The 23,145-nt window shown below is 71.0% G+C and carries 21 protein-coding genes and 1 tRNA gene; 9 read left to right on the forward strand and 13 right to left on the reverse strand.

Going from position 1 to position 23,145, the window contains the following annotated elements; translation table 11 throughout:
• Positions 1-84 precede the first annotated feature (84 nt).
• Together ABH940_RS30990 and ABH940_RS30995 are read left to right on the forward strand one after the other, a co-directional pair.
• Positions 85-1,119, forward strand: a complete 1,035-nt coding sequence (locus ABH940_RS30990) for a LamG domain-containing protein (protein ID WP_370106797.1) — start codon at positions 85-87, stop codon at positions 1,117-1,119.
• A gap of 103 nt (positions 1,120-1,222) precedes the next feature.
• On the forward strand, positions 1,223-2,920 hold the full coding sequence (locus tag ABH940_RS30995; RefSeq protein ID WP_370106799.1) for a hypothetical protein: 1,698 nt from the start codon (positions 1,223-1,225) through the stop codon (positions 2,918-2,920).
• A 461-nt stretch (positions 2,921-3,381) separates the two neighbouring features.
• Here the strand turns inward: ABH940_RS30995 and ABH940_RS31000 are convergent.
• Both ABH940_RS31000 and ABH940_RS31005 read right to left on the reverse strand, forming a co-directional pair.
• Positions 3,382-3,455, reverse strand: a tRNA-Lys gene (locus ABH940_RS31000).
• Positions 3,456-3,555: 100 nt separating this feature from the next.
• Complete coding sequence (locus ABH940_RS31005; RefSeq protein ID WP_370067755.1) at positions 3,556-4,233, reverse strand: GPP34 family phosphoprotein; 678 nt, start codon at positions 4,231-4,233, stop codon at positions 3,556-3,558.
• Positions 4,234-4,463: 230 nt separating this feature from the next.
• On the opposite strand from ABH940_RS31005, the gene ABH940_RS31010 reads away from it, so the two are divergent.
• The 3 genes from ABH940_RS31010 (at position 4,464) to ABH940_RS31020 (ending at position 7,965) form a co-directional block, all read left to right on the forward strand.
• Complete coding sequence (locus ABH940_RS31010; RefSeq protein ID WP_370106800.1) at positions 4,464-5,609, forward strand: LLM class flavin-dependent oxidoreductase; 1,146 nt, start codon at positions 4,464-4,466, stop codon at positions 5,607-5,609.
• Positions 5,606-6,463, forward strand: a complete 858-nt coding sequence (locus ABH940_RS31015) for a 1-aminocyclopropane-1-carboxylate deaminase/D-cysteine desulfhydrase (protein ID WP_370067759.1) — start codon at positions 5,606-5,608, stop codon at positions 6,461-6,463. Before ABH940_RS31010 ends, ABH940_RS31015 begins: the two co-directional genes overlap by 4 nt.
• A gap of 272 nt (positions 6,464-6,735) precedes the next feature.
• Positions 6,736-7,965 carry a chitinase gene (locus tag ABH940_RS31020; protein ID WP_370067954.1) on the forward strand — a complete coding sequence of 410 codons (1,230 nt, stop codon included), beginning with the start codon at positions 6,736-6,738 and terminating at the stop codon, positions 7,963-7,965.
• A 94-nt stretch (positions 7,966-8,059) separates the two neighbouring features.
• Here the strand turns inward: ABH940_RS31020 and ABH940_RS31025 are convergent, their stop codons facing one another.
• Positions 8,060-8,851 carry an SDR family NAD(P)-dependent oxidoreductase gene (locus ABH940_RS31025; RefSeq protein WP_370106801.1) on the reverse strand — a complete coding sequence of 264 codons (792 nt, stop codon included), beginning with the start codon at positions 8,849-8,851 and terminating at the stop codon, positions 8,060-8,062.
• A 145-nt stretch (positions 8,852-8,996) separates the two neighbouring features.
• Here ABH940_RS31025 and ABH940_RS31030 point away from each other — a divergent pair, with 145 nt between their 5' ends.
• Entirely contained in the window at positions 8,997-9,692 is a 696-nt protein-coding gene (locus ABH940_RS31030) for a TetR family transcriptional regulator (protein ID WP_370106802.1), read from the forward strand.
• A 141-nt stretch (positions 9,693-9,833) separates the two neighbouring features.
• Here the strand turns inward: ABH940_RS31030 and ABH940_RS31035 are convergent, their stop codons facing one another.
• Together ABH940_RS31035 and ABH940_RS31040 are read right to left on the reverse strand one after the other, a co-directional pair.
• Positions 9,834-10,055 carry an acyl-CoA carboxylase epsilon subunit gene (locus tag ABH940_RS31035; protein WP_370067765.1) on the reverse strand — a complete coding sequence of 74 codons (222 nt, stop codon included), beginning with the start codon at positions 10,053-10,055 and terminating at the stop codon, positions 9,834-9,836.
• A gap of 71 nt (positions 10,056-10,126) precedes the next feature.
• Complete coding sequence (locus ABH940_RS31040) at positions 10,127-11,710, reverse strand: acyl-CoA carboxylase subunit beta (protein WP_370106804.1); 1,584 nt, start codon at positions 11,708-11,710, stop codon at positions 10,127-10,129.
• A 254-nt stretch (positions 11,711-11,964) separates the two neighbouring features.
• On the opposite strand from ABH940_RS31040, the gene ABH940_RS31045 reads away from it, so the two are divergent.
• Positions 11,965-12,636, forward strand: a complete 672-nt coding sequence (locus tag ABH940_RS31045) for a hypothetical protein (protein ID WP_370067769.1) — start codon at positions 11,965-11,967, stop codon at positions 12,634-12,636.
• On the opposite strand, the gene ABH940_RS31050 is transcribed toward ABH940_RS31045, so the two are convergent.
• Complete coding sequence (locus ABH940_RS31050; protein WP_370106805.1) at positions 12,599-14,317, reverse strand: ABC-F family ATP-binding cassette domain-containing protein; 1,719 nt, start codon at positions 14,315-14,317, stop codon at positions 12,599-12,601. The genes ABH940_RS31045 and ABH940_RS31050 overlap by 38 nt on opposite strands.
• Before the next feature lie 432 nt (positions 14,318-14,749).
• Here ABH940_RS31050 and ABH940_RS31055 point away from each other — a divergent pair, with 432 nt between their 5' ends.
• A complete protein-coding gene (locus tag ABH940_RS31055) occupies positions 14,750-15,385 on the forward strand; it encodes a thiol:disulfide interchange protein DsbA/DsbL (protein WP_370067773.1) in 636 nt (211 codons plus the stop codon).
• Positions 15,386-15,453: 68 nt separating this feature from the next.
• Here ABH940_RS31055 and ABH940_RS31060 read toward each other — a convergent pair whose 3' ends face one another.
• The gene (locus ABH940_RS31060) at positions 15,454-16,854 is read right to left on the reverse strand and encodes a hypothetical protein (protein WP_370106806.1); all 1,401 of its coding nucleotides are present in this window, start codon (positions 16,852-16,854) and stop codon (positions 15,454-15,456) included.
• Between the two features lie 322 nt (positions 16,855-17,176).
• Here ABH940_RS31060 and ABH940_RS31065 point away from each other — a divergent pair, with 322 nt between their 5' ends.
• Positions 17,177-17,809: a DedA family protein gene (locus ABH940_RS31065; protein ID WP_370067956.1), complete on the forward strand. Its 633-nt coding sequence runs from the start codon at positions 17,177-17,179 to the stop codon at positions 17,807-17,809.
• A 174-nt stretch (positions 17,810-17,983) separates the two neighbouring features.
• On the opposite strand, the gene ABH940_RS31070 is transcribed toward ABH940_RS31065, so the two are convergent.
• From ABH940_RS31070 to ABH940_RS31095, 6 genes are all read right to left on the reverse strand, one after another.
• Positions 17,984-18,922: an alpha/beta hydrolase gene (locus tag ABH940_RS31070; RefSeq protein ID WP_370067777.1), complete on the reverse strand. Its 939-nt coding sequence runs from the start codon at positions 18,920-18,922 to the stop codon at positions 17,984-17,986.
• Positions 18,923-19,056: 134 nt separating this feature from the next.
• Positions 19,057-19,761: a uracil-DNA glycosylase gene (ung, locus tag ABH940_RS31075; RefSeq protein WP_370067779.1), complete on the reverse strand. Its 705-nt coding sequence runs from the start codon at positions 19,759-19,761 to the stop codon at positions 19,057-19,059.
• A gap of 18 nt (positions 19,762-19,779) precedes the next feature.
• Positions 19,780-20,463, reverse strand: coding sequence for a TetR/AcrR family transcriptional regulator (locus tag ABH940_RS31080; RefSeq protein ID WP_370106807.1), 684 nt, complete (start codon positions 20,461-20,463; stop codon positions 19,780-19,782).
• 119 nt (positions 20,464-20,582) lie between these two features.
• Positions 20,583-21,380 carry a class F sortase gene (locus ABH940_RS31085; protein WP_370067783.1) on the reverse strand — a complete coding sequence of 266 codons (798 nt, stop codon included), beginning with the start codon at positions 21,378-21,380 and terminating at the stop codon, positions 20,583-20,585.
• The gene (locus tag ABH940_RS31090; RefSeq protein ID WP_370067785.1) at positions 21,373-21,999 is read right to left on the reverse strand and encodes a hypothetical protein; all 627 of its coding nucleotides are present in this window, start codon (positions 21,997-21,999) and stop codon (positions 21,373-21,375) included. The genes ABH940_RS31085 and ABH940_RS31090 overlap by 8 nt, the downstream gene beginning before the upstream one ends.
• 124 nt (positions 22,000-22,123) lie before the next feature.
• Positions 22,124-22,864, reverse strand: a complete 741-nt coding sequence (locus tag ABH940_RS31095; RefSeq protein WP_370067958.1) for an HAD-IIA family hydrolase — start codon at positions 22,862-22,864, stop codon at positions 22,124-22,126.
• Positions 22,865-23,145: the final 281 nt, after the last annotated feature.

Raw genomic sequence — 23,145 nt, forward strand, 5'->3', positions numbered from 1 at the left:
GTTCGTGGTGCCCATCGTGATCCTTCCCAGCACGGACCCCGGTCCATGCCCATCGGGTCACACCAGGCCAAACCCACAAACTTCATGACAGTCCCCTGGGCCCGTAACTGCACCACTGGCGCCATCGACGCCTACACCTTCACCACAGGCACCATCAACACGACCGACAGCTTCGGCAACACCGTCCCCGTCCCTGTCGCCACCGCCATCAGCGGCCCCACCGCCCTGACCGGAACCTTCACCGCCGCTGCCTACCCCAAGATCGGCTCCGAAGGCGCCCTCACCGGCCCCACCGGCATCCCCGACCTGTGGACCCTCAACACCAGCGGCACCGTCCAGGAATGGAACGGCACCACCAGTGACGGCACCGCAAACACCGCTGTCACCGGCTTCGCCACCACCCCCGCCACGGTCGGCACCACCGTCTCCGGCACCGACGAATGGCTGCCCAACACATCCTCAAGTGCTGGCAGCCCTTGGGCTGACACCGCAGGACTCAACCCTGCCGCCCCCACCGGCACTCCCACCCACGGCCTGATCACCGACAGCGCGGGTGCATCCATGCAGGCTGCAACCTTCGACGGCAGCACCAACTACCTGAGCGCCACCAAGGCCGTCGACACGAGCCACGACTACACGATCTCCGCCTGGGTCAACCTCAACGCGGGCTACAACCCCAGCGGCTACTACACCGCCCTGTGCCAACGCGACACCACCGGTGCCCGCTGCTCCGCCTACCTGCAATACTCCGCCGCGTTCCATGGCTGGGCCCTGGTCGCGCCCAACACCGACTCCGCCGGCGCATCCAGCTACGCCCACGCCGGGGACAACCAGACCCCCAAGCCCGGCGTCTGGACCCAGCTCGTCGGCGTCTACAGCGCCACCAACCACACCATGACCCTCTACATCAACGGCCAGATCGCCGGGGGCGGAGCCAACACCACTCCCTGGACCGGAAGCGGCCCCTTCCTGATCGGCGGCGCCGACGGCGGTAACACCCCCGGCAACATCGCCAACTTCCCCGGCAGCATCGCCAACGTCCGCACCTACCAACAGGCGCTGCCCCAAGAGCAGGTCTCAGCCCTGTACCAACAGCAGTCCCAGTACGGCCTCCCGTAAGACAACGCGCGGACCGAGCCCGGCACTCGCACCCTTGCGGGGCCGGGCTCGGTCCGCTCCAACCCCGCAACTGAAGCCACCCACCACACCCGGGAGTCCCTCCATGCGCCGCCGCACCGCCCTGCCCGCAACCGCCACCACCGCGTTGCTCGCCGCAGCCCTGCTGTTGCCCGCCACCACCGCCGCGGCGGACGCCGCCCCCACCACCGGTGCCGCCCCCGGGTCCAGCGCGCCCTCGACGGACCCGACCACCCAGATCACCGACGTGGGGGCGAAGCGGAGCGACCACGGCTACGTCCTGGGCGCCACCGCCTCCGGGCCCGTGGACCACGTCGTCTTCGTGCTGCAGCAGACCCTGCCCGCCGGCGGCCCAGGCCCCAAGACCGAGATCACCGTCAGCCAGCCCCAGGCCAACGGGAGCTGGCAGACCACCGGTCCGCTGCACGTGCCCCACGGCTTCTACTGGCTCTCCGCCTACGCCTACGCCGCAGACGGCACCTCCAGCTACGAGTCCGTGCTGGGCGGTGACCCGATCCCGCTGACCCTGCTGCCGGTCTTCCACGACACCGTGTTCAGCCAAGGGCCCTTGTCGTACGACAGCCACGTTGAGACCGTCACAGGCCGGTTCACCACCTACGACCCCGACAGCGGCGACACCGGCACCCCCTGGACCGGCCCGCTGACCGTCGTAGCCAGCGCCGGATACACCCAGGACAGCGGCAACACCGCCACCACCCAGGCCATCGGCGCCGACGGCAGCTGGACCCTCCCGTTCCGGCCCCAGCCCGGCGGCCTGACCACCCTGCCGGTCAGCGTGCAGGCCGTCCTGCCAGGCCTGCCCTGCCCCGGCTGTGCAGGGGAAGCCGTGCCCGGCCCAAGCACGTCCGTGCCTGCCATCACGAACACTCCCACCAGGATTGTCCTGGACCAACCGGGGATCACCCAGACCGCCGGCACCAAGACCACCGTGTCGGGCACCCTGGAGTACCAAAACGCCGCCGGCTGGCACCCCGTTCCTAACAACACAGTGTTCCTGGGCGGCGACGGCAGCACCTGGTCCGCCATACAGACCCCCACCAACGCCGACGGCCGCTTCTCCTTCACCATGACCGTCCCGGGCACCAGCACCACCTGGCCCCTCTACACCTTCTACGGCCCCGGCTGGTACCTCGCCACCGCGCACACCGACGACACTGTCACTTCCGTCCCCGACCAACCCGTCCTGCAGCTGTCCGGCGCATCCATCGACGCCAACAGCAACCTGACGTTCCACCAGACTGTTACCAGCACCACCGGCACGCCGGGCGGGACCGTCCAGCTCCAGCAGTCCCCGGACGGGCGCACCGGCTGGACCACCGTCACCACGCTGGCCGCCGCCACCGCGACGCACACCGTGCATGTGTCCAACCCGCACGGCTACTGGCGCCTGTACACCCCCGCAGCCCCCGGCTACGCCCAGGCGATCAGCGACACCATCCACACCTTCCGCTACCAGACCCGAATCACCGGCGGCCCCAGCACCACCAGCGTCCGCCCCGGCACCTGGGTCCACTTCACGGGCACCCTCGCCCAGCAGGGCTACGGCCCCTGGACCGCCTGCGCCAACCAGACCGTCCAGCTGTGGTTCCGCCCCACCGGCTCCACCCGCTCCTACCTAGTGACCACGGCACACACGAACACACACGGCGACTTCGCCCTGTGGGCGCGCCCCACCGCCACCGGCACCTGGTCCCTCACCTACCAGACCAGCAGCCCCTGGAACACCAACGCCTCCACCAGCACCACCATCCAGGTCAACTGACCCATCGTCAGAGGGTGCCGTCAGTCCTCGGCGGCGGCGCCCACCATCACCCCTTGACTTCGACTTCCGCTACCGCAAAAGACCTTAAGCGGAGGGCACGCGAACCACGCCCCACAGGCCGGAGCATGTTCCTCGCCATCCGGTGCAGGCCTTGGAGTGAGCGACGACGGCATGGGGCCTACGGCCGCCGTGTGCGCGGCCGAGCCCAGCGTCGGGGCGCTCGCAGGCATCGCCTGCCCCCGCGACCCGAACAAGCAAGAAGGGGCTTGCAGCCGTCGAACGCATGCTCACCGGCTCTTGCTCGGCCTGAGCCGCGTGTTCCCACCACCAAGCCCGAAAAATAGAGGCTCATCAGCAACGTTCGCGGCGGCCTCGCGCCCGCGCTCCCACCTGGCTCCCACCACAGGCACAAAAAAGACCTGCCCCTTCGAGAAGGGGCAGGTCGGTACCGCTTTTGATTGTGCGCCGCCAGGGACTCGAACCCCGGACCCGCTGATTAAGAGTCAGCTGCTCTAACCAACTGAGCTAGCGGCGCCGGTGTGCTCCGTTCGCGATCTCCCGCGCCTCGGCACGACGGAAATACTACCTGACCAGCGGGGGTGCTCACGACCATGTGGGGCGTCCGGCGGGGGCCGTCAGGAGCTGCTGCTCTTGGCGCGGCGGATGGAGAGGGAGACGGCGTGGGCGAGGGGGTCGGCGCGGGTGAGGTCGGTGAGGAGGTGGCGGGTGGCGCGGTCCGGGCGGGACGGGGTGAGGTGGGAGGTGAGGCCGGCGGCGTGGGCGAGGGTGGTCAGTGCGAGGTCGCGCGGAGACGCCGTGTCCGGAGAGGCGAGCACGCCGGCGATGCGGGCGGTACGGGCGGCGCGGGCGGAGGGGTCCGGGACGGTGTAGCGGGTGTGCGGCAGGACGCCGAGCAGACGGCCGGTGTGCCCCGCGAGAACGCCGGTCGCGACCATCCTGCCCAGGACCGGGCGGCTGACTCCGCGCCCCGGGCGCCGGAGACGGTTGAGGCAGACCGTGAGGCGCACTTCGCCGGACGGGAGGCGCCCGAGGAGCTCCGGCGGGAAGCCCGAGACCGAGTCGACGGAGACGGCCGTCGGATCCGGTACACGTAGGCGCAGACGCACGCCGTCGACCGTCGCGGCGCCGGCGAGGACCAACTCGGCCAGCACGCCACCCGCCAGGGCGTAGTCGAGGTGGGGCGGTCGGCGCAGGCGGCCGTCCGGGCCGGTGGCGCAGAGGATCAGCAGGTCCTCGGGGAGTGAGGGGACAGAGGGGAGAGAGGAGCTCGGAGTACCCGACGTGCCCGGCATGAAGCGGTCTCCTGTCGCTGTTGTCAGTGTTGTCGCTGGTCTCTCTGGTGTCGCTGGTGTCGCTGTTCCCGCCCATGCCGCCGTTGTCGCCGTGCGGCGGTCCGTATGAGAAGTGTCACGCGCCGCGACGGGGAACAGGGGCGGTCCACGCGAGGTTGCCCAGAGGGATCGCCCGAGAAAGGGCCACCAGGACCGCCGCACGGACCACAACGGACCACAGGAGCCGCACGATGAGCCAGAGCAGCGCAGGCGCCGAAGCAGGCACCGCCGGAATACCGGTCGACGCCCGCGACCAGGGTCCGGAGACGCCGCTGTCGATCCTCGACCTGGCCACCGTCGGCGACGGCTACACCCCGTCCCAGGCGCTGGCCGCGACCACCGTGCTCGCGCAGCGCGCCGAGGAGTGGGGCTACCACCGGTTCTGGGTCGCCGAGCACCACGGGATGCCCGGGGTGGCGAGCTCCTCCCCCGCCGTGCTGCTGGCGCACCTCGGCGCGCACACGAGCCGCATCCGGCTCGGGTCGGGCGGGGTGATGCTGCCCAACCACGCACCGCTGGTCGTGGCAGAGCAGTTCGGGCTGCTGCACGCGCTCCACCCCGGCCGGGTCGACCTGGGGATCGGCCGCGCGCCCGGTACCGATCCGGCCACCGCGCGGGCGCTGCGGCGCGGGGCGGGGATGGATGCCGTCGACGAGTTCCCGCAGCAGCTCAGTGAACTGCTGCACTTCCTGGACGCGGACTTCCCCGCCGGGCACCCGTACGCGCGGCTGCGGGCGGTGCCGGGTGAGGCGAGCGCGCCCGGGAGCGGGCGTCCGCCCGTGTGGCTGTTGGGGTCGTCGGGGTTCAGTGCGCAGCTGGCCGGGAGGTTGGGGCTGCCGTTCGCGTTCGCGCACCACTTCAGCGGGCAGAACACGGTGCCCGCACTCGACCTCTACCGGGAGTCGTTCCGGCCGTCCGAGGCGCTGGCGGAGCCGTACGCGCTGATCGGCGTCGGCGTCGTGGCCGCCGACGACGACGTGCAGGCCCGGCGGCTCGCGGGGTCGGGCGCGTTGTCGATGCTGCGGCTGCGCAGCGGGCGTCCCGGCCAGGTGCCGACGCCGGAGGAGGCGGAGGCCTACCCGTACAGCGAGTTCGAGCGCGAGTTCGTCGACTCCTGGTTGGCCAACGTCGTCATCGGGGCTCCGGACCAGGTCCGCGAGGGTCTGCAGGAGCTGCGCAAGCGCACCGGCGCGGACGAGTTGATGGTGACCAGCAATATCCACGGGCACGACGCCCGTCATCGCTCGTACGAACTCGTGGCGCAGGCATGGGGGTTGGGTCAGGTTGCGGGTCAGGATCCGAGCCAGGGCTCGGGCCGGGGAGCGGACCGGGCGTGAGTTCCCCGCTGCAGCAGATCGACGACCCGCGCGCCCGACGCGCGGGCGTTCGGCTGCTGCTGAAGCGGGACGACCTGCTGCATCCGCCGGTCTCGGGCACCAAGTGGCGCAAGCTGCGGCCGAATCTGGAACGTGCCCGCGCGGACGGCCACGACACCCTGCTGACCTTCGGCGGCGCGTACTCCAACCACCTGCGCGCCACGGCCGCCGCCGGACGGGAGGCGGGACTGCGCACCGTGGGCGTGGTCCGCGGGGACGAGCTGCGTGATCGCGAGCTCAACCCGGTGCTGCGCGCAGCCGTGGACGACGGGATGGAGCTGGATTTCATCAGCCGCAGCGCCTGGCGCTCGCGGATGGAGCCGGACTCGCTGCGGGAGTGGCAGCGCCGCCACGGCCCGGCGCTGGTGGTGCCCGAGGGCGGCAGCAATGCGGCGGGTGTGCTCGGATGCGTGTCCCTCGGTGAGGAGTTGGCGACGACCGACGTGCAGGTGGCCGTGTGCGCGGTCGGCACGGGCGGGATGCTGGCCGGCCTCGCGGCGGGCCTGTCGGACGACCAACGCACAGTCGGCTTCGCCGCGTTGACGCATGCGGATCTGGAGTCCGAGACGCTGGTGCTGCAGCACGCCGCTTTCGGCGGCCGTCGCGGCTCGTGGCGCGTCGACACCACGGCGACCTTCGGCGGATACGGCCGCCGCACCCCCGAACTCGACGCGTTTCGCGCGGAGTTCGCCGAACGGCACGGCATCGCACTGGACCCGACGTACGAGGCGAAAGTGCTGTACGCAGTGCTGGAACGGCTCGGTGGCGAGGAGTTCCCGGCGGGCTCGACAGTGGCCGTCGTCATCGCTGGTTGACCGGACCGGCGGTGAGGCCTAAAGGAAGCTCAAGTCGGCCTTAATCCCCAAGTGGTCTAGCCCAAGGTCTAGTCCAATCTATTGACGGACCATCGACACCTCGCCCACCCTGGACCAGGCAGGCGGCGCACACCCCCATGGCGCGCACGCCCCCGCTTCCGGAAAGCCCACTCCTCCCCACAAGGAGCGTCCAGGTGTTCCGCTTCACCCCCAACCGCGCGATCGCGACGGTCGGCGCCGCCGCGCTCGCCGCGGGCGGGCTGCTCGCGTCCATGGGCGCCAGCGCCCAGGCCAGCACGAGTAGCAGTACCAGCACTGGCAACAGCGCTGCTCTCAGCAGCAGTTGGTACGCCGCAGCCCCGTATCTGATGCCGCTCGACAACAACCCGCCCAACCCGACTGACGTGATGGCCGCGACCGGGCTCAAGGCCTTCCAGCTGGCGTTCATCCTTGCGCCCAACAGCGGTGGCTGCACGCCGACTTGGGGCGGCACTGCGCCCGTCTCCAGTGACACGGCCGTGGCGTCGACGATCCAGGCGATCCGCGCCGCGGGCGGCGACGTCTCGGTCTCGATCGGCGGCTACGGCGGCACCAAGCTGGGCCAGACCTGCGCCACCCCGGCCGCGACCGCCGCCGCATACCAGCAGGTCATCGACAAGTACGGCCTGCACGCGATGGACTTCGACCTCGAAGAGCCGGAGTACGAGAACGCCACCGCGGTCGCCAACGAGGTCGGCGCGGCGCAGATCCTGCAGCAGAGCAACCCCGGCCTCTACATCTCGATCACCATGCCGGGAACCACCTCCGGGACCGGCTGGTTCGGGCAGCAGGTGCTGGACCAGGCGAAGTCGGACGGCTTCACGCCGAACAACTTCTCCATCATGCCGTTCGACGGCGGGTTCAACGGCGCGGCCAGCCAGATCTCCGCGCTGCAGCAGTTCAACACCCTGTTGGTGAACACCTTCGGCTGGGACAGCGCCACGGCCTATGCCCACGAGGGCATCTCGATGATGAACGGCCGCAGCGACAGCGGCGAGTTCTTCTACCAGTCCGACTTCCAGACGGTGTTGAACTTCGCCGAGACCAACCACATGGCCCGGTACACCTTCTGGTCGGTCAACCGCGACCGCGAGTGCACCCCGCCGGACAACAACGGCACGACGTCCGGTAGCTGCAGCAGCGTGACGCAGAACGACTGGGACTTCACCAAGTACGACGTGCAGTTCGCCGGGGCAACCCCGCCCACCGGCACGCCGACGCCGATGCCGACCTCGACGGTCACCACGCCGCCCAGCGCGAGCACCAGCGCCTCGGCGACGGCGACGGCGACGGCGACGAGTGGCGGCGGGACCTGCACGGCGACGCCGTGGAGCTCCGCGACCGCCTACAACGGCGGCGCAGTGGTGAGCTACGGCGGCCACCAGTGGACCGCCAAGTGGTGGACACAGAACGACACCCCGGGCGGCCCGGCCGGCGTCTGGACCGACGACGGGCAGTGCTGACCGCTGACCGCTGACCGCTGACCGGATGACGTGACAGCACGAGGGTGGGGGCGGCCAACAGGCCTCCCCCACCGACACGTTCAGCACGGCTCGATCAGAAGTGCGTGCCACCGTCGATGCGGATCTCGGTGCCGGTGATGAAGGAACCGTCCACCGAGCCGAGCATGGCGACCACGCCGGCCACCGCCTCCGGACCCGCGAAGCCCGCGCCCAGCGCCGGGGCGAGCTTCATGAAGAGGGACATGTCGGCGTCCTCGGGGAGGCCAGGGCCGACGTTCTCCTTGCTGGAGCCGGTGCCGTCGGTCATGCCGCTGGAGATGGAGCCGGGCGCGACGGCGACGAAGCGGATGCCCTGCTTGCTGTACTCCGAGGCGAGGGCGTGGGTCATCGACTGGATGCCGCCCTTGCTCGCGGCGTAGGCCGCCATGTACGGGTGGGCGAAGCCGGCCGAGGTGGAGCTGAAGTTGACCACGACCGGGGCGTCGCCGTGCAGCAGCGCCGGGATCGCCTCACGGATCATCAGGAAGGTCCCCGTCAGGTTGACCGCGATGATCTTGTTGAAGAAGTCCAGGCTGGTCTCGTGGGTGTGCGACGAGCGCAGGATGCCCGCGGCGTTGACCAGCATGTCCAGACCGCCGAGCGCGGCGAGGGCGGCGGCGACGGCGTTGCGGACCGAGGCCTCGTCGGCGATGTCGACGGTCACAGCGTGGAGGCGTGCGTCCGTCCCGGCGGCGACGGCCTGTTCGCGGGTAGCGGCAAGACCGGCCTCGTTGACGTCGGCGGCGACGACGTGGCCGCCCTCTGCGAGTACGCGCAGCACGGTGGCCTGGCCGATGCCGGAGCCACCGCCGGTGATCAGGACTCGACGACCCTCGTAGCGGTTCATGAGGTTGCTCCGTTCACAGCTGAATGTCTTGACGTCGAGATTTCCGGCGTCACTGGACACCGTACGCCTTGGTGGCACGATTTGCCACACTTGCAGTGCGTGCAGTTGTGACATGCGCGAGCGCCGACGTCCTAAGGTGTGTCCTGTGACCAGCGCACCGCCTCCCCAGCTCCCCGGCTCCCCTCAGCTCCCCCACTCCCCCCAGCTCTCCCTGACCGAGCGCCGGAAGGCGGCGACGCAGCTCGACATCGCGCGCGCCGCGGCCGAGCTCTTCGCCGAGCGCGGGCCGGACGGGACCACCGCCGAGGAGATCGCCCAGCGGGCCGGGATCGCGCTGCGCACCTTCTACCGCTACTTCCGCAGCAAAGAGGACGCGGTGTCGCCGCTGCTCAGCGCGGGCGGCGCGCAGTGGCGGGCGCTGCTGGCCGAGAAGGCCGGAGGGTCCGGTCACGCCGGCGGGTCGGCACCGTCGGGGAGCGACCTGCGCGACGCCCTGGTCGCGGCGGCGCAGGCGTCGATGACCCCGGTCGACGCATCGGGGGCCGAGGCGCTGGAGGGCACCCGCGGGCTGCTCCGCGCCGCCGATGCGGACGCCGCGCTGCGGGCGGTCTGGTACCGGGTCAACCAGGAGTCGGAGGAGCAGTTGGCCCCGGTCCTGGCGGCGCTGCCGAGCCTGGCCGGCCGCAGCGCGCTCGAGCTGCGGATGATCGCCGCGGGCGCGACGGACGCCATCCGGCTGTCGCTGGAGGCCTGGGCCGCGACCGACGCCGCGCCGGACGGCCCGGAGGGCCCGGTCGCCCTGGTGGACCGCTGCATGCGCACGCTGCTGCAGTGGCTCTGAGGAGCAGCCCTGACACACAGTCAAGAACAGCGGTCAAGAAAGGCAGCTGAGAACAGCAGTTGAGAACAGGAACGCCGGACGCCCGCACGTACTGCACGTGCGGGCGTCCGGCGTCGACATGCCGGTGTGTGCGTCCTGCGCTCAGCGCCAGCTGACGGGGTTGCGGTAGCTGGTGACGCGCTCGAGGCGGCGCCAGCGGGCCTGCGGGTGGCGGCTGCCGTGGGCGAAGCGCGGCTGCGCCTCGCTCTCGGCGTTGGCCGCGGCAGCGGCGCGGGCCATCAGCACGGCGGTCAGCGCGGCCAGCTCGTCGTCCGCCAGTTCGCCCTTGACGATCTGGACCATCGGTGCGGTTGCGGAGGTCATCGGTGCCTTCCTGAAAGGATCAGCGGGGTTGGCTGGTCTCGACGGCGAGGCCGGCTGTGGACTGTGGGGGCCTACTGCGGGGGGTTGCCGTGCTTGCGGGCAGGCAGGTCGGCGTGCTTGGTGCGGAGCATCTGCAGGGAGCGGATGAGCACCTCACGGGTGGCGGCGGGGTCGATGACGTCGTCGACCAGGCCGCGCTCGGCCGCGTAGTAGGGGTGCATCAGCTCGTCCTTGTAGTGCTGCACCATCTCGACGCGCTTGGACTCGGGGTCATCGGCGGCCGCGATGTCGCGACGGAAGATCACGTTGGCCGCACCCTCCGCGCCCATCACCGCGATCTCGTTGGTCGGCCACGCGAAGGCCAGGTCCGCCCCGACGCTCCGCGAGTCCATGACGATGTAGGCGCCGCCGTACGCCTTCCGCAGGATCAGCGAGATCCGCGGCACCGTCGCGTTGCAGTACGCGTACAGCAGCTTCGCGCCGTGGCGGATGATCCCGCCGTGCTCCTGGTCCACACCGGGCAGGAAGCCCGGCACGTCCAGCAGCGTCACGATCGGGATGTTGAACGCGTCGCACAGCTGCACGAACCGCGCCGCCTTCTCGCTGGCGTGGATGTCCAGCACACCGGCCAGGGACTGCGGCTGGTTGGCGACGATGCCGACGACCTGGCCGTCCATCCGGGTCAGCGCGCAGATCACGTTCGTGGCCCAGCGCTCGTGGACCTCCATGAACTGGCCCTCGTCGGCGAGCTCCTCGATCACCTTGCGCATGTCGTACGGACGGTTGCCGTCCGCCGGGACCAGGTCCAGCAGCGACTCGCAGCGGCGGTCGGCCGGGTCCTCGGTCATCTCGACCGGCGGGGTCTCCCGGTTGTTCTGCGGCAACAGCGACAGCAGGAACCGGACCTCCTCCAGGCACGCACGCTCGTCGTCGTAGGCGAAGTGCGCGACACCGGAGACCTCGGCGTGCACGTCCGCGCCACCGAGCCCGTTCTGCGAGATCTGCTCGCCGGTGACGGCCTTGACCACATCCGGACCGGTGATGAACATCTGCGAGGTCTCACGGACCATGAAGACGAAGTCGGTCAGCGCCGGCGAGTACGCCGCACCACCCGCGCACGGGCCGAGCATCACGGAGATCTGCGGGATCACACCCGACGCGCGCGTGTTGCGCTGGAAGATGCCGCCGTAGCCGGCGAGCGCGGTGACGCCCTCCTGGATACGCGCCCCCGCACCGTCGTTGAGCGAGACCAGCGGCGCGCCCGCCGAGATGGCCATGTCCATGATCTTGTGGATCTTCTGCGCATGCGCCTCGCCCAAAGCGCCGCCGAAGATCCGGAAGTCGTGCGCGTACACGAAGACCGTGCGGCCGTGGACCGTGCCCCACCCGGTGATCACACCGTCGGTGTAGGGCTTCTTGTTCTCCAGCCCGAAACCGGACGCCCGGTGCCGCCGCAGCGACTCCACCTCGTTGAACGAGCCCTCGTCCAGCAGCAGCTCGATCCGCTCACGCGCGGTCAGCTTCCCCTTCGCGTGCTGCGCCTCGGTCGCCGCCTCACTCGGACCCGCCAGCACCTGCTCACGAATCGCGTGCAACTCGGCGACGCGACCCTTCGCATCGCTCACGGCGACAGGGGCTTCACGCAGGACGGTCATGAAGAACTCTCCAAGGTGTGTGCGGAACGGTCCGCCGCTGAAGAGGCGAACCAGCTCACCTCTACGACCCTACGAGGACGACCCAGTCAACAAGGGGTGCGACTCTGTACAAGACCTGGGCCCGGTTCCTGGTGAGGATGTACAGGAGTGCACAGCGGCCACCTGCGTAGCAGCGAGGATCGGTGGGACAGCTGATCCCATGAAGGGGTCAAGAATTCATCCGTTCCTCACAAAGAAGTCCTAGGGTGCCGCGCATGACGACTACCGGCCCCACTACGCCCAGCACCCCCAGCGGCCCTAGCGGCCCCAGCGGCATCTCCGGCATCGGCGGCGTCTCGGCCGCCGAGGCTGCCGCCGAACTCCCCACAGCGACCGCGACTCCAGTCGTATCCATGGCGGTCACCGAGAAGAAGAGCTGGTCACCCCGGCCCAACGAGGTGCTCAGCCCCGAGCAGAAGGACATGGACGAGCTCACCGACGAGGAGCTGGAGGCGCTCACCCAGGAGAGCATCTCCACGGGCGTCCTCGGCGGAGCGAGCGCGGTCGTCGCCGCCGCGCTCGGGCTGGTGTCGATCAGCGGGACCTGGCTGGGCACGCTGCTGCAGCAGCGCCAGCAGCTGATCGGCAACATCGCTTCCTCGAGCAAGGCCGCCGCTGACCAGATCAAGGCCGGCTACACCGACCCGTGGCACCTGCTGGCCGCGTGGAACGGCGCGTTCGCGCTGGTGGCCGTGCTGGTCGGCGGCTTCACCGTGTTCGGCGGGCGGTTCCTCTCCTCCAAGGAGCTGCCGAGTTGGGTGCGCGCGGTGGCGTGGGCCGGTGTCGTCCTCGGCGTCATCGGCCTCTTCATCTCCGCCGCGATCTACTTCGACTTCTTCACCGCCGCGATCAAGCCTCCGGCGACCTCGACGGCGCCGACGGGCTGACCGGCTGACTTACGTCAGTTCGGGCCATCCGCACCTCGCGGTCGATACCGATCTCGTCGAGGAAGCGCTGGTCGTGGCTGACCACGACCAGCGCACCGCGGTAGCCCGCCAGGGCCGTGGTGAGCTGACGGACCCCGGCCAGGTCCAGGTTGTTGGTCGGCTCGTCCAGCAGCAGCACCTGCGGGGCGGGCTCGGCCAGCATCAGCGCGGCCAGGGTCGCCCGGAACCGCTCGCCGCCGGAGAGCGTGCCGACCGGCTGGTCCGCCCGCGCTCCGCGGAAGAGGAACCGGGCCAGCCGGGCGCGCAGGTCGTTCTCGGTCGCCTGCGGCGCGAACCGGGCCGCGTTGGCGACCACGCTCAGCTCCTCGTCCAACAGGTCGAGGCGCTGCGGCAGATAGCGCACCGGCACCGGCCGGTGGACCTCGCCCGCCAGCGGCGCGAGCTCGCCGACGACGGTGCGCAGCAGCGTGGTCTTGCCGCTCCCGTTCGGACCGACCAGCGCGACCCGCTCGGGGCCGCGCAGTTCCAGGCCGATCCGCACGCCGTCGAGCGCGGGGTCGAGCACGCGGTCGAGCACGCCGTCGCCCTCGACAACCCCCGCGGGGGCCGCGCCGTGGGCGAGCAGGACGTCCATGAGCGCCAGCACGGTCCGGCCCGCCGGGACCTCGGTCGCCGGCAGGTCGACGCGGATCTCGTCGTCGTCCCGCACCGCGAGCTCGGCCGCGGACAGGCGTTCGCGGGCTGCGCTCACCTTCTCCTCGTGCTCGGTGCGGAGCCGACCCGCCGACTCCTGCGCGGTGCGCTTGCGGACCCGCATGACCGCCCTCGGCTCGCGCTTGATCTCGAACATCTTCTGGCCGTAGCGCTTGCGGCGGGCCAGTTTCACCTGGGTGTCCGCCAGTTCGCGGCGCTGGCGGCGCAGGTCCGCCTCGGCGACGCGGACGTCGCGTTCGGCCGCCTCCTGGGCCACCGTCAACGCCTGCTCGTACTCGGAGTAGTTGCCGCCGAACCAGGAGACCTCGTGGTCCCGCAGTTCGGCGACCCGGTCGACCAGGTCCAGCAGCGTCCGGTCGTGGCTGACCAGGACCAGCGTGCCGCGGAACTCGGTGACGGAGCGACAGAGCCTCTCCCTGGCACCGGCGTCCAGGTTGTTGGTCGGCTCGTCGAGCAGCAGCACGTCCGGCCGCCGCAGCAGTTGCCCGGCCAGGCCGAGCAGGACACCCTCGCCTCCGGAGAGCTCGCCGATCCGCCGGTCCAGGCCGAGGTGGCCGAGGCCGAGCCGGTCCAGCTCGGCCAGGGCGCGCTCCTCGACGTCCCAGTCGTCGCCGATGGCGGCGTAGTTCTCGTCGGTGGCCTCGCCGCGTTCGATCGCGTGGAGGGCGGCGCGCTTGGCGGCGATGCCGAGCGCGACGTCCACCGGCAGGTCGGCGGCGAGCGGGAGGTGCTGCGGCAGGTAGCCGAGGGTGCCGTCGATCCGGATGCGTCCGGCCTCCGGCGTGAGTTCCCCGGCGATCAGCCGGAGCAGGGTGGACTTACCGCTGCCGTTGCGGCCGATCAGCCCGGTACAGCCGGTGCCGACGACGAAGTCGAGGCCGGTGAGGACCGGTACGCCGTCGGGCCAGCTGTAGTCGAGGCCGGTGCAGACGACGGCGGGCAGGGGCAGGTTGTCGGTGCGATGCATGGGGCGACTCCCGGTGTCGTGGTGGTGGATCCAGCGGCACGGAGGGAGACTTAGGCGACCCGACGGGGGCTCAGGGAAAGGCGCTTGCGCGGCACAGGGGTGTGCTCAGAGCGCGGTGCGCGGAGGAATGGCGCAGCTGCTGCGCGCGGGCATGCAAAAGCCGCCCGGGCGAGAAGGCACGTCTGGCTGAGGTCGGGTGCGTGGTCTCCGAGCTCAGCAAAGCAACGGCCTACTCCTTCGGGGCGGCAACAAGGTCGTGTTCCACGGTACGGCGGGCATGCGGGCGGCGCAAAGGATTTTCCGTCACCGGTGCGGAACGCCGTCGCGCGTCCTTGTCCTTCGCCCAAGCGGGCGTCCCCGTTCGAGCGAATGCGCAGCTTCTGTCGCCGTGTCAGCCCACTTGGAGTCGACGGGACTTGTCATCGTGCCAGCATGCGCGTCCTTCTCCGCTTCGCCCTCGTCGCCGCCGCCTGCACCGCTCTGCTGGGTGCCGGCGCCCCCGCCACGCCCGACGCACCGCGTGAGGGTGCCGACTTCGTCCACCTCGCCCACCCGGTGAACACGTCGCCCCGGGAGGTCGTCGAGGTCTTCTGGTACAACTGCTCGCACTCCTACCAGTTGGAGCAGCCGCTGGACGAGTGGGCCGCGCAGCAGAACCCGCCGGTGGTGATCAAGCGCATCCCGGCCGCGTGGCCGGACAAGCCGGTGATGATGGCCTACGCCCGGCTCTACTACACGCTGGCCAAGCTGGGCGTCGCCGACCAGGAGGCGCTGCAGGTCTTCCAGGCCGTCCGCGACGAGCAGATGGACCTGACCCAGGAGCCCGCCGTGCTGGACTGGGCCGAGAGCCAGGGGCTGGACCCCAACGCGGTCAAGCAGGCCTACGAGTCGCCGCAGGTCTGGGACGAGACCCAGGCCGCCCCCGCGCTGCGCGACCGGTACCAGACCGACGAGATGCCCAGCGTGATCGTCGGCGGGACGTACCGGACCTCGCCGTTCATCGTTCCGGAGGGCGTGGACGGGGTGGTCCCGGTTGTCGACTGGCTCTACCAGCACGCCAGGCACTGACGCGCGGAGTACCGAAGCGCGGAGTACCGAAGCGCCGAGTACCGAAGCGCCGAACAGCGCGCCCGCGATCAGGCGTACTCGCGCAGCCGCGGTCTGACGCCCGTCAGCACCAGCAGCAGCGCCAGGCCGAGCAGCACCGCGGACGTCGCGGCCCAGCCGTTCAGGTCACTGTCTGCGGCCACGGCGTGGGAGGTGAAGGCTGCGGCATGGGTCGCGGCCAGGTCGTCCAGGTGGACCGAGAAGTCGTAGTAGGCGAAGCCCACGTCGCTACGGCCCACACCGGTGAGCTGGATGGCCGCCTGGTTGACGTCCCCGCCGTCGGCGACGGCGCGCAGGCCGGCGTCGGTGGCCAGGTAGGCCGAGAACCGCTGCTGGACGACGGACGCGGCGGCGCTGCCGTCGGTGCTGGCGGTGCTGTCGCCACCGCCGCCGTCACCGCTGCCGTCGGCTGCCAGCAGCGTCCGGACCTGCCCGGCGTCCGCCTGGAACTGGGCGGCCAGCGCGTCGCGGTAACCGGGGTCGACGACCCAGCGGCTCTCCCGCGCCTCCGCGTCCACGGCGACCACCGAGGCCTGGGCAAGCCGCGCGTAGGGCGTGTAGCCCTGGTTCACCGCTGCGTCGACCTCACTCGCCGCGCCCAGCAGCGCCGAGGCCGAGCCGAGCACGAGGGCCATTACGCAGGCGGTCGCGACCAGGAGCGGCACATTCAGGACGCGCCGGTAGCAGCGGGCCAGGTCCCGCTGCCACCAGAGCAGGGCCAACAGCGCGAGCACGCCGAGCGCGACCAGCAGCCAGACGGAGACGAGGGCCGCGGTGTGGGCGGCGTCCCGGTCGGAGTCGACCTGCGCGTCCGCGGTGGCCATCACGGAGCGGACCTGCGGCAACAGGCTGCTCTGCAGCAGTGCGTCGGCCTGGGCGTAGGTGTCGAGCGCGACGGGCGACGGCTGGCCCACCACAGGGTCGGCCTGGGTGCCGACCGCATACTCCTCGGTGCCGGTCCACGCGTCGTAGAGGGAGAGCTGGTCGAGCAGCGGCTGGACCTTGTCGGCCCCGGCGGAGACGGCCAGCGCGGCCAGTTGCTGCGACGCGTCGGTCTGGTCGGTCTGGGCGGTCAACGCGGCCAGCACGCCGTCGTCGACCAGCTCCGGGGTGGCCCCCGGCGCGGGCGGCACCGCGGAGTAGCCGACGACCAGCGACTTGGCCCGCTGCGCGTCGAGGTCGGACAGCGCCCGGTACAACTGCCCGGCCGCGACCGCGCGCGGCTCGGAGATGTCGGTGAGTTGCCGCGTCCGCGCGGCGGTGTCCGCGAGGCCGAGCAGTGCGGCGACCAGCAGGGCCGCGGTGAGCAGCAGCGCGACACCGGCCTGGGTCCGCAGCCGGGCCACGGGTCCGGCGAGGCTTCGGCGCACCAGACCACCGCGTATGCCCGCGCGGGCGGGGAGAGAGGCCGACGAGAGAGTGGCGGTCACGGTGACGACGGTAGACAGGCGAGCCCGGCCTCATCTGACATCCAGTCAGCCATTTGGTGAACTCGTTGTCACGATGCGACAGCAGAGGGTCTATACGCGATATCTTTCCGTGTCGCCGGTTCCACTCTTCGTGTTCACAGCGTTTACCCAGGTAAGAACGGAGTGAGCAGGGTTACCAAGAGTCGGTTTCCGGTGTGATCATGTGAGCCGCTAGCGTTGGTCAGCGGTCTGTGTTGCTCGGGCATCCTGGGGCATCCGGGCCACCGGCGGATCAGCAGGCGGAAACACGACAGAGCAGGACAAGGGAGCTGGCAGCGTGAGCATGGTGCTGAGCTTCTTCGCGTCCTGGTGGTTCCTGATCGTCGCGTTGCTCGCCGTCTTCTCGGACGCCTTCGTTCCCTTCGTGCCGAGCGCCACCATCGTCGTCGCGGCGGCCCTGGAGTCCAACGAGAACCATCTCCCGCTGCCGTTCGTCGGCTGCGGTGTCGCGGCCGCGTCCTTCGCGGCCGACCTGGTGCTGCTGAACGTCGCCCGCCGTGGCGCGGGACGCGCGCGTCGCTGGATCGCGCGCCGCGCGGGCACGGCGGACGCTGCGGCGTCCGTGCTGGAGGCGCTGGAGCAGAAGCCCGGACGCACCGTCGTCGTCGCCCGCTTCGTGCCCGGCGGTCGCAGCGTGCTGGACCTGGCGGCCGGCACGGCGGAGCGGCCTCCGGCCCGGTTCGTGCAGTGGTCCGCCGTCTCGGCGGTGGTCTGGGCGACCTACATCATCGCGATGGGCTGGCTGAACGAGGACGCGTTTCGTACGGCCTGGCTGAGCGTCGCCGTCTCCTTCCTAGCGACCACCACGGTCAGCGCGTTCGTCGCCCGCCACGTCACCCGCCACCGCGCCCGGGCGCGCGCCGCCGGAGTCGCGGCCGCGGCGGAGGAAGACGCGGCGCTCGCAGAGGCGGCGTAGTTCCTTCTGCAGGCAGGGTAGTTGCACCACCTCAGGGGCGCGGGGAACTGCGCGAACAACCACCCTGTGCGGATGGCCCTGCTCGTTCGGTGTGTCACGTGCGTGGGTGGCTTGTCGCGCCCACGCGGCGGAGCCGCACATGAGCAGAGCCCCCCGCCCCTGAGGTGGTGCAACTCACGTCATTGTCAAAAGCTCCGCTATCCGCCCCGCAGGGCCGGCCTCGGTCAGGAGCGTGTAGTGGTTGGTGTCCGGCACGACCTCGACCGGCACGCGGTCGGTGTCCAAGCCCGCGGCAGCCAAGCGCTCAGCGTCCAGCAGGGCCTGGGGCTCGTCGAAGAGGCCGCGTTCCGCCAGGAGCAGACGCGTCGGTGGGGTGAGGGTGTGAACCGAGGCGAGGATCTCGGGGTCGAAGAGCCCCACACCGTCGGTGCGTATCGCGTCCAGGATGCAGGAAGAGCGGAACGTCGGCGCCTCGCCGACCAGATCGCGTTGGAGGTACGCGTCGATCTCCGGTGACCACGCCGCGCGCAGCGCAGGATGCGGTTGCCAGAAGGCCCGGTACGCGTCCCTGCTCTCGAAGGTCATGGAGAGCCGCTCCATCGCGGGCCCCAGGACCGCGGTGAGCAGTTCGTCGCCCGCCAGCCCCGCCGGAGGCGGGAAGCCGACGCCGCCGTCGACCAGCAGGACGCTGCGGAACAGCCTCGGGTACCGCGCAGCGGCCAGCGCCGCGACGAACGCGCCCATGGAGTGCCCCGTCAGGACCACCGGGCCGCCGCCCGCGAGGGACTCGACGACCGCGGCGACATCCGCCGCATGCGCGCCGATGCCCCACGGGCCGCTGACACCCGCGCTCGCCGCACGGCCGCGCAGGTCCGGGGCGAGCAGGGTGGCCCGCCCGGCCAGCGCGCGAGCCACCGCGCCCCAGGCCAGGCCGTTGGCGGTGATGCCGTGCAGGGCCACGACCACCGGCGCGTCGGGGACGCTCGCGGGCCAGCGCAGCACCGTCAACTCGCCGCCCTCGACCGGGAGGATGACCTCTTCGAACCCGTCGAACTCGCCGCACCCGTCGAGCTCCTCGAACCCGTCGAGCTCGCCGCACCCAGGAACCGTCATGCCTTCGACCTCCTCCTCGACCTGAGCCGGGCGGGCGGCCCGGCAAACGCCGCCCGGCAAGGCGCAGACCACGATCAGAGCCCCGCGCCCCTGGGGTTGCAACTACCTGCGTCAGCGGACAACCGAGTCAGCGGCTACTCGCTGAGCTGCCACGTGATCGGGGCCTGGCCGAAGTCGGCCAGGGCCTTGTCGATCTGCGAGAAGGGCTTGCTGCCCAGGAAGTAGCGCGCGGAGAGCGGCGAGGGGTGGCCGCTCTGGACGACCACGTGGCGGGTGGTGTCGATCAGCGGGAGCTTCTTCTTGGCGTAACCGCCCCAGAGGACGAAGACCACCGGCTCCTGGCGGGCGTTGACCGCCTTGATGACGGCGTCGGTGAACTTCTCCCAGCCCCTGCCCGCGTGCGAGCCGGCCTCGTGGGCACGGACCGTCAGCACCGCGTTGAGCAGCAACACACCCTGGTCGGCCCACTCCTGGAGGTTGCCGTGGGCGGGCGCGGTGACGTCGATGTCGCTGGCCAGCTCCTTGTAGATGTTCCGCAGCGACGGCGGGACCTTGACGCCGCGTCGGACCGAGAAGCACATGCCGTGCGCCTGGTTGTCGTCGTGGTACGGGTCCTGGCCGAGGAGCAGGACCTTCACCTGGTCGAGCGGGGTCGACTCCAGCGCCGCGAAGACCTCGCCGCGCGGCGGGAAGACCTGGCCGGCGGCGCGCTCGGCCGCGACGAACCGCGTCAGCTCCTGGAAGTACGGCTGCTCGACCTCGTCTTGCAGCGCCGCCCGCCACGACTCGGGCAGCACGAACTCGCCGGCTTCGGCGGGGGTGACGGCGGGGTGGGACATGCGGGCCTCCAGGACTGGCTAATTCGTCCCGGACACGCTATCGCCCGCCACCGACAACCGGCCCAACTCCGCTGCCAGGCCGTCCAGGACGACGTCCAGCCCGAACGCGAACCCCTCCTCGACGTCGCGGTCGTCGTCCGCGTCGTGGACGAACCGGGCAAGCAGCGGGTGGTTCCCCTCGGCCAGGACCCGGCCCAGGTAGGGGCCGACGGAGCGGCGGTAGTCGTCCTCGGTCTGCCCGGTCCGGCGGATCGTCTCGGCCTCGGCGATCTCGCTCATCACGAAGCCGCGCACGAAGGCCATGACCGTCCAGCCGAAGCCCGCCATCGCGTCGATGTCCAGCCCGAGGCCGTCCATCGCGCCCAGCATCCGCTCGGTGTTGCCCATCATGTTGGGGCCGAGCGGCGGACGGCTCGCGGTGATCGCGAACACCCACGGATGACGCAGCACCATGGCCCGGTAGCCGAAGGCGATCGCGCGCAGTTGGGCGCGCCAGTCACCGGCCGGGGCGGACTCCGGCTCGGCCCGCCACTCCCCCACGACCTGGTCGATCATGAGATCGAGCAGGTCGTCCTTCGTCTCGACGTAGCGGTAGAGCGACATGGTGCCCACGCTCAGCTCCGAGGCGATTCTGCGCATCGACACCGCCTCCACCCCCTCGGCGTCGGCGAGCGCGACCGCCGCGTCGACGATGCTCTCCACGCTCAGGGACGGCTGGGGCCCCCGCCCGGCGCTACGCGGCCGGGCCCACACGGGGGTACGGGCTTCCGCCAAGGCGGCCTCCTCCACACACTGGGTGCGTACATTGTACGCACCCAGTGTCAGCGGGATCCGCTGAGATGGGCGAAGAGCACCACATTGCCGGTGTACTCATGCCGCACCCGGTCGAAACCACCCCCGCAGGTGATCACGCGCAACTGCGCGCCGGGGCCCGGGCCGTAGACCTGGGCGGCCGGGCAGGCGGGCTTGGGGGAGGACCGGACCTGGTCCACGGTGAAGACGGCCGTCCGGCCGTCGACGCGGTTGACGTCCACCTCCGCACCCGGCCGCACGGCCGACAGGTTCCAGAAGACGGCCGGGCCGGTGCTGGTGTCGACATGGCCGACGATCACCGCCATGCCCCGCTCCCCCGGCGCCGCCGAGTCGCGCAGCCAGCCCGCCGTGTGCGGCAGCGAGAAGGGCGGCAGCTCGGCCGCGCCCTTGCCGTCCGTCCCCAGCCCGAGCAGCGGCGCGCTGAGCCGGACCGAGGGGACGGCGATGGTCAGCGGCGTCGAGCGCGGCAGCATGGCAACGGCGGGCCGTAGCGAGGAGGCATGTGCCGGGCGCGCGACATGCACGGACGCGCCCCCTGGCCGGACCGCGTCCGACGCCGACTGGCGCCCCTGCACAGCAGCGACGACCGCCGCGCCCTGCCGGGCCACCTGGCTCCTCACGTGCTCCCCCACGCCGAGCGCCGCCCCCGCCAACGCGACGGCCAACAACCCGACGGACACCCCACCGAGCGGCCGCCGCAAAGGCCGCCAGGGCGGACGGGGTCGACGGGACGGACGGGACTCGGCACCCGCGGGGCGGCCGGCCTTGGCGGTCCGCTTCGAACGGACCTTGCTGCGTTCAGACATCCGCGCTCGTCACCCTTCGTCGGAGCACGACGACGCTGTACACGGCCCCCGAAACCAGCAGGATCCCGACCGCGCCGTCCCTGACCGCCCCCGCGCCGGACCCCGATGCGGACGCGGCGACGTCGGCGGAGGCCGAGGACGCCGCCGGCATCTGCCGCCAGCCACGACCGGCCGCGGGAGCAGGCGCGGACGCGCTGAGCTGAACTACCGTCACCTGACCGGCGGCGACCGGCCGTCCGGAGCAGACCTCGCGCACAAGGTGCGTACCTGGCGCGGCGTCGCCCGCGATCCTGGCCTGCGCGTAGAGCCCGCCGTCGGCGGCGAGTGCGAGCCCGACGGGCGCGGCGAAGGCCTCGGAGCTGACCTGACCTGTGGTGACCCCGCCGCAGTCGGCGAAGGTCCGCAGGTCCACGGTGGCACCGGGCCGGGTGTCGGCGGGGTCGACGGTGAGCGGCGCCAGCACGACGGGAGGCGCGATCCGCGGCCCACCGCCCGGCGTACTGTCGCCGACGGTGACCAGCGTCGTCCCGCCACCAGGCGCGGCGTCAGCCGCAGCCTGAGCCGCGCCCAGCAACAGCAGCGCGACACATGCGAACGCGGTCCGCAGGGTGGCTGCCATCGGGGTTCCTTTCGGCCCGTCAGAAATTCACTGACTGACCGTTAGAAATATGACGATCGCCCGACTGTTCAAACATCCCGACACCCGTTCGGGTCCCTCGGACCGGATGAGATCGACCAGCTCATCAGATCAGATCGATCAGCTCCGAAACCGACTTCACCACCCGCGACGGGCGGTACGGGAACCGCTCCACCTCGTCCAGCGAGGTCAGCCCGCTCAGGACCAGGAAGGTCTTCAGCCCCGCCTCCATACCCGACTTGATGTCGGTGTCCATCCGGTCGCCGATCATCGCCGTCGTCTCGGAGTGCGCGTTCACCGCGTTCAGCGCCTCACGCATCATCAGCGGGTTGGGCTTGCCCACAAAGTACGGCTCGACGCCCGTCGCCTTGGTGATCAGCGCCGCGACGGAGCCGGTCGCCGGGAGGACGCCCTCGGTCGAGGGGCCGGTCTCGTCCGGGTTGGTGCAGATGAAGCGCGCGCCCGCGTTGATCAGGCGGATGGCCTTGGTCAGCGCCTCGAAGCTGTAGGTGCGAGTCTCGCCGAGGACGACGTAGTCCGGGTTGGAGTCGGTGAGCACGTAGCCGACCTGGTGCAGCGCGGTGGTGAGGCCCGCCTCGCCGATGACGTACGCGGTGCCGCCGGGGCGCTGGCCCGCCAGGAACTTCGCGGTGGCCAGGGCGGAGGTCCAGATGCACTCCTCCGGGACGTCCAGGCCCATGCCTGCCAGGCGGGCGTGCAGGTCGCGCGGGGTGTAGATGGAGTTGTTGGTCAGCACCAGGAACGGCTTGCCGGACTCCCGCAGTCGGCGGATGAAGTCGTCCGCGCCGGGGATGATCGTTCCTTCGTGGACCAGAACGCCGTCCATGTCGGTCAGCCACGACTCGATCGGCTTGCGCTCGACGGGGTTCGCCTCGGCGGCGGAGTTGCTCTGAGCCACGACGGTCTCTCCACTCTGGGTGATCTGTGATCCGGTGAATCGTTGTCTGCCCTGACCACCACCCAGCCTAGATGACTTATGCCGAGGCCTGGGGCGGGGCTGAAGGTCGATGGTGGTGCCCTGGGCGGGAGCAAGTAGCGTCCAGGTTTTGATGACTGACTCCTGGGACACCACCACCGACTGGCACGCAGGGCTGCTGCGAACCGGGT

The sequence above is a fragment of the Streptacidiphilus sp. BW17 genome (assembly GCF_041262485.1).
Lineage (GTDB): Bacteria > Actinomycetota > Actinomycetes > Streptomycetales > Streptomycetaceae > Streptacidiphilus.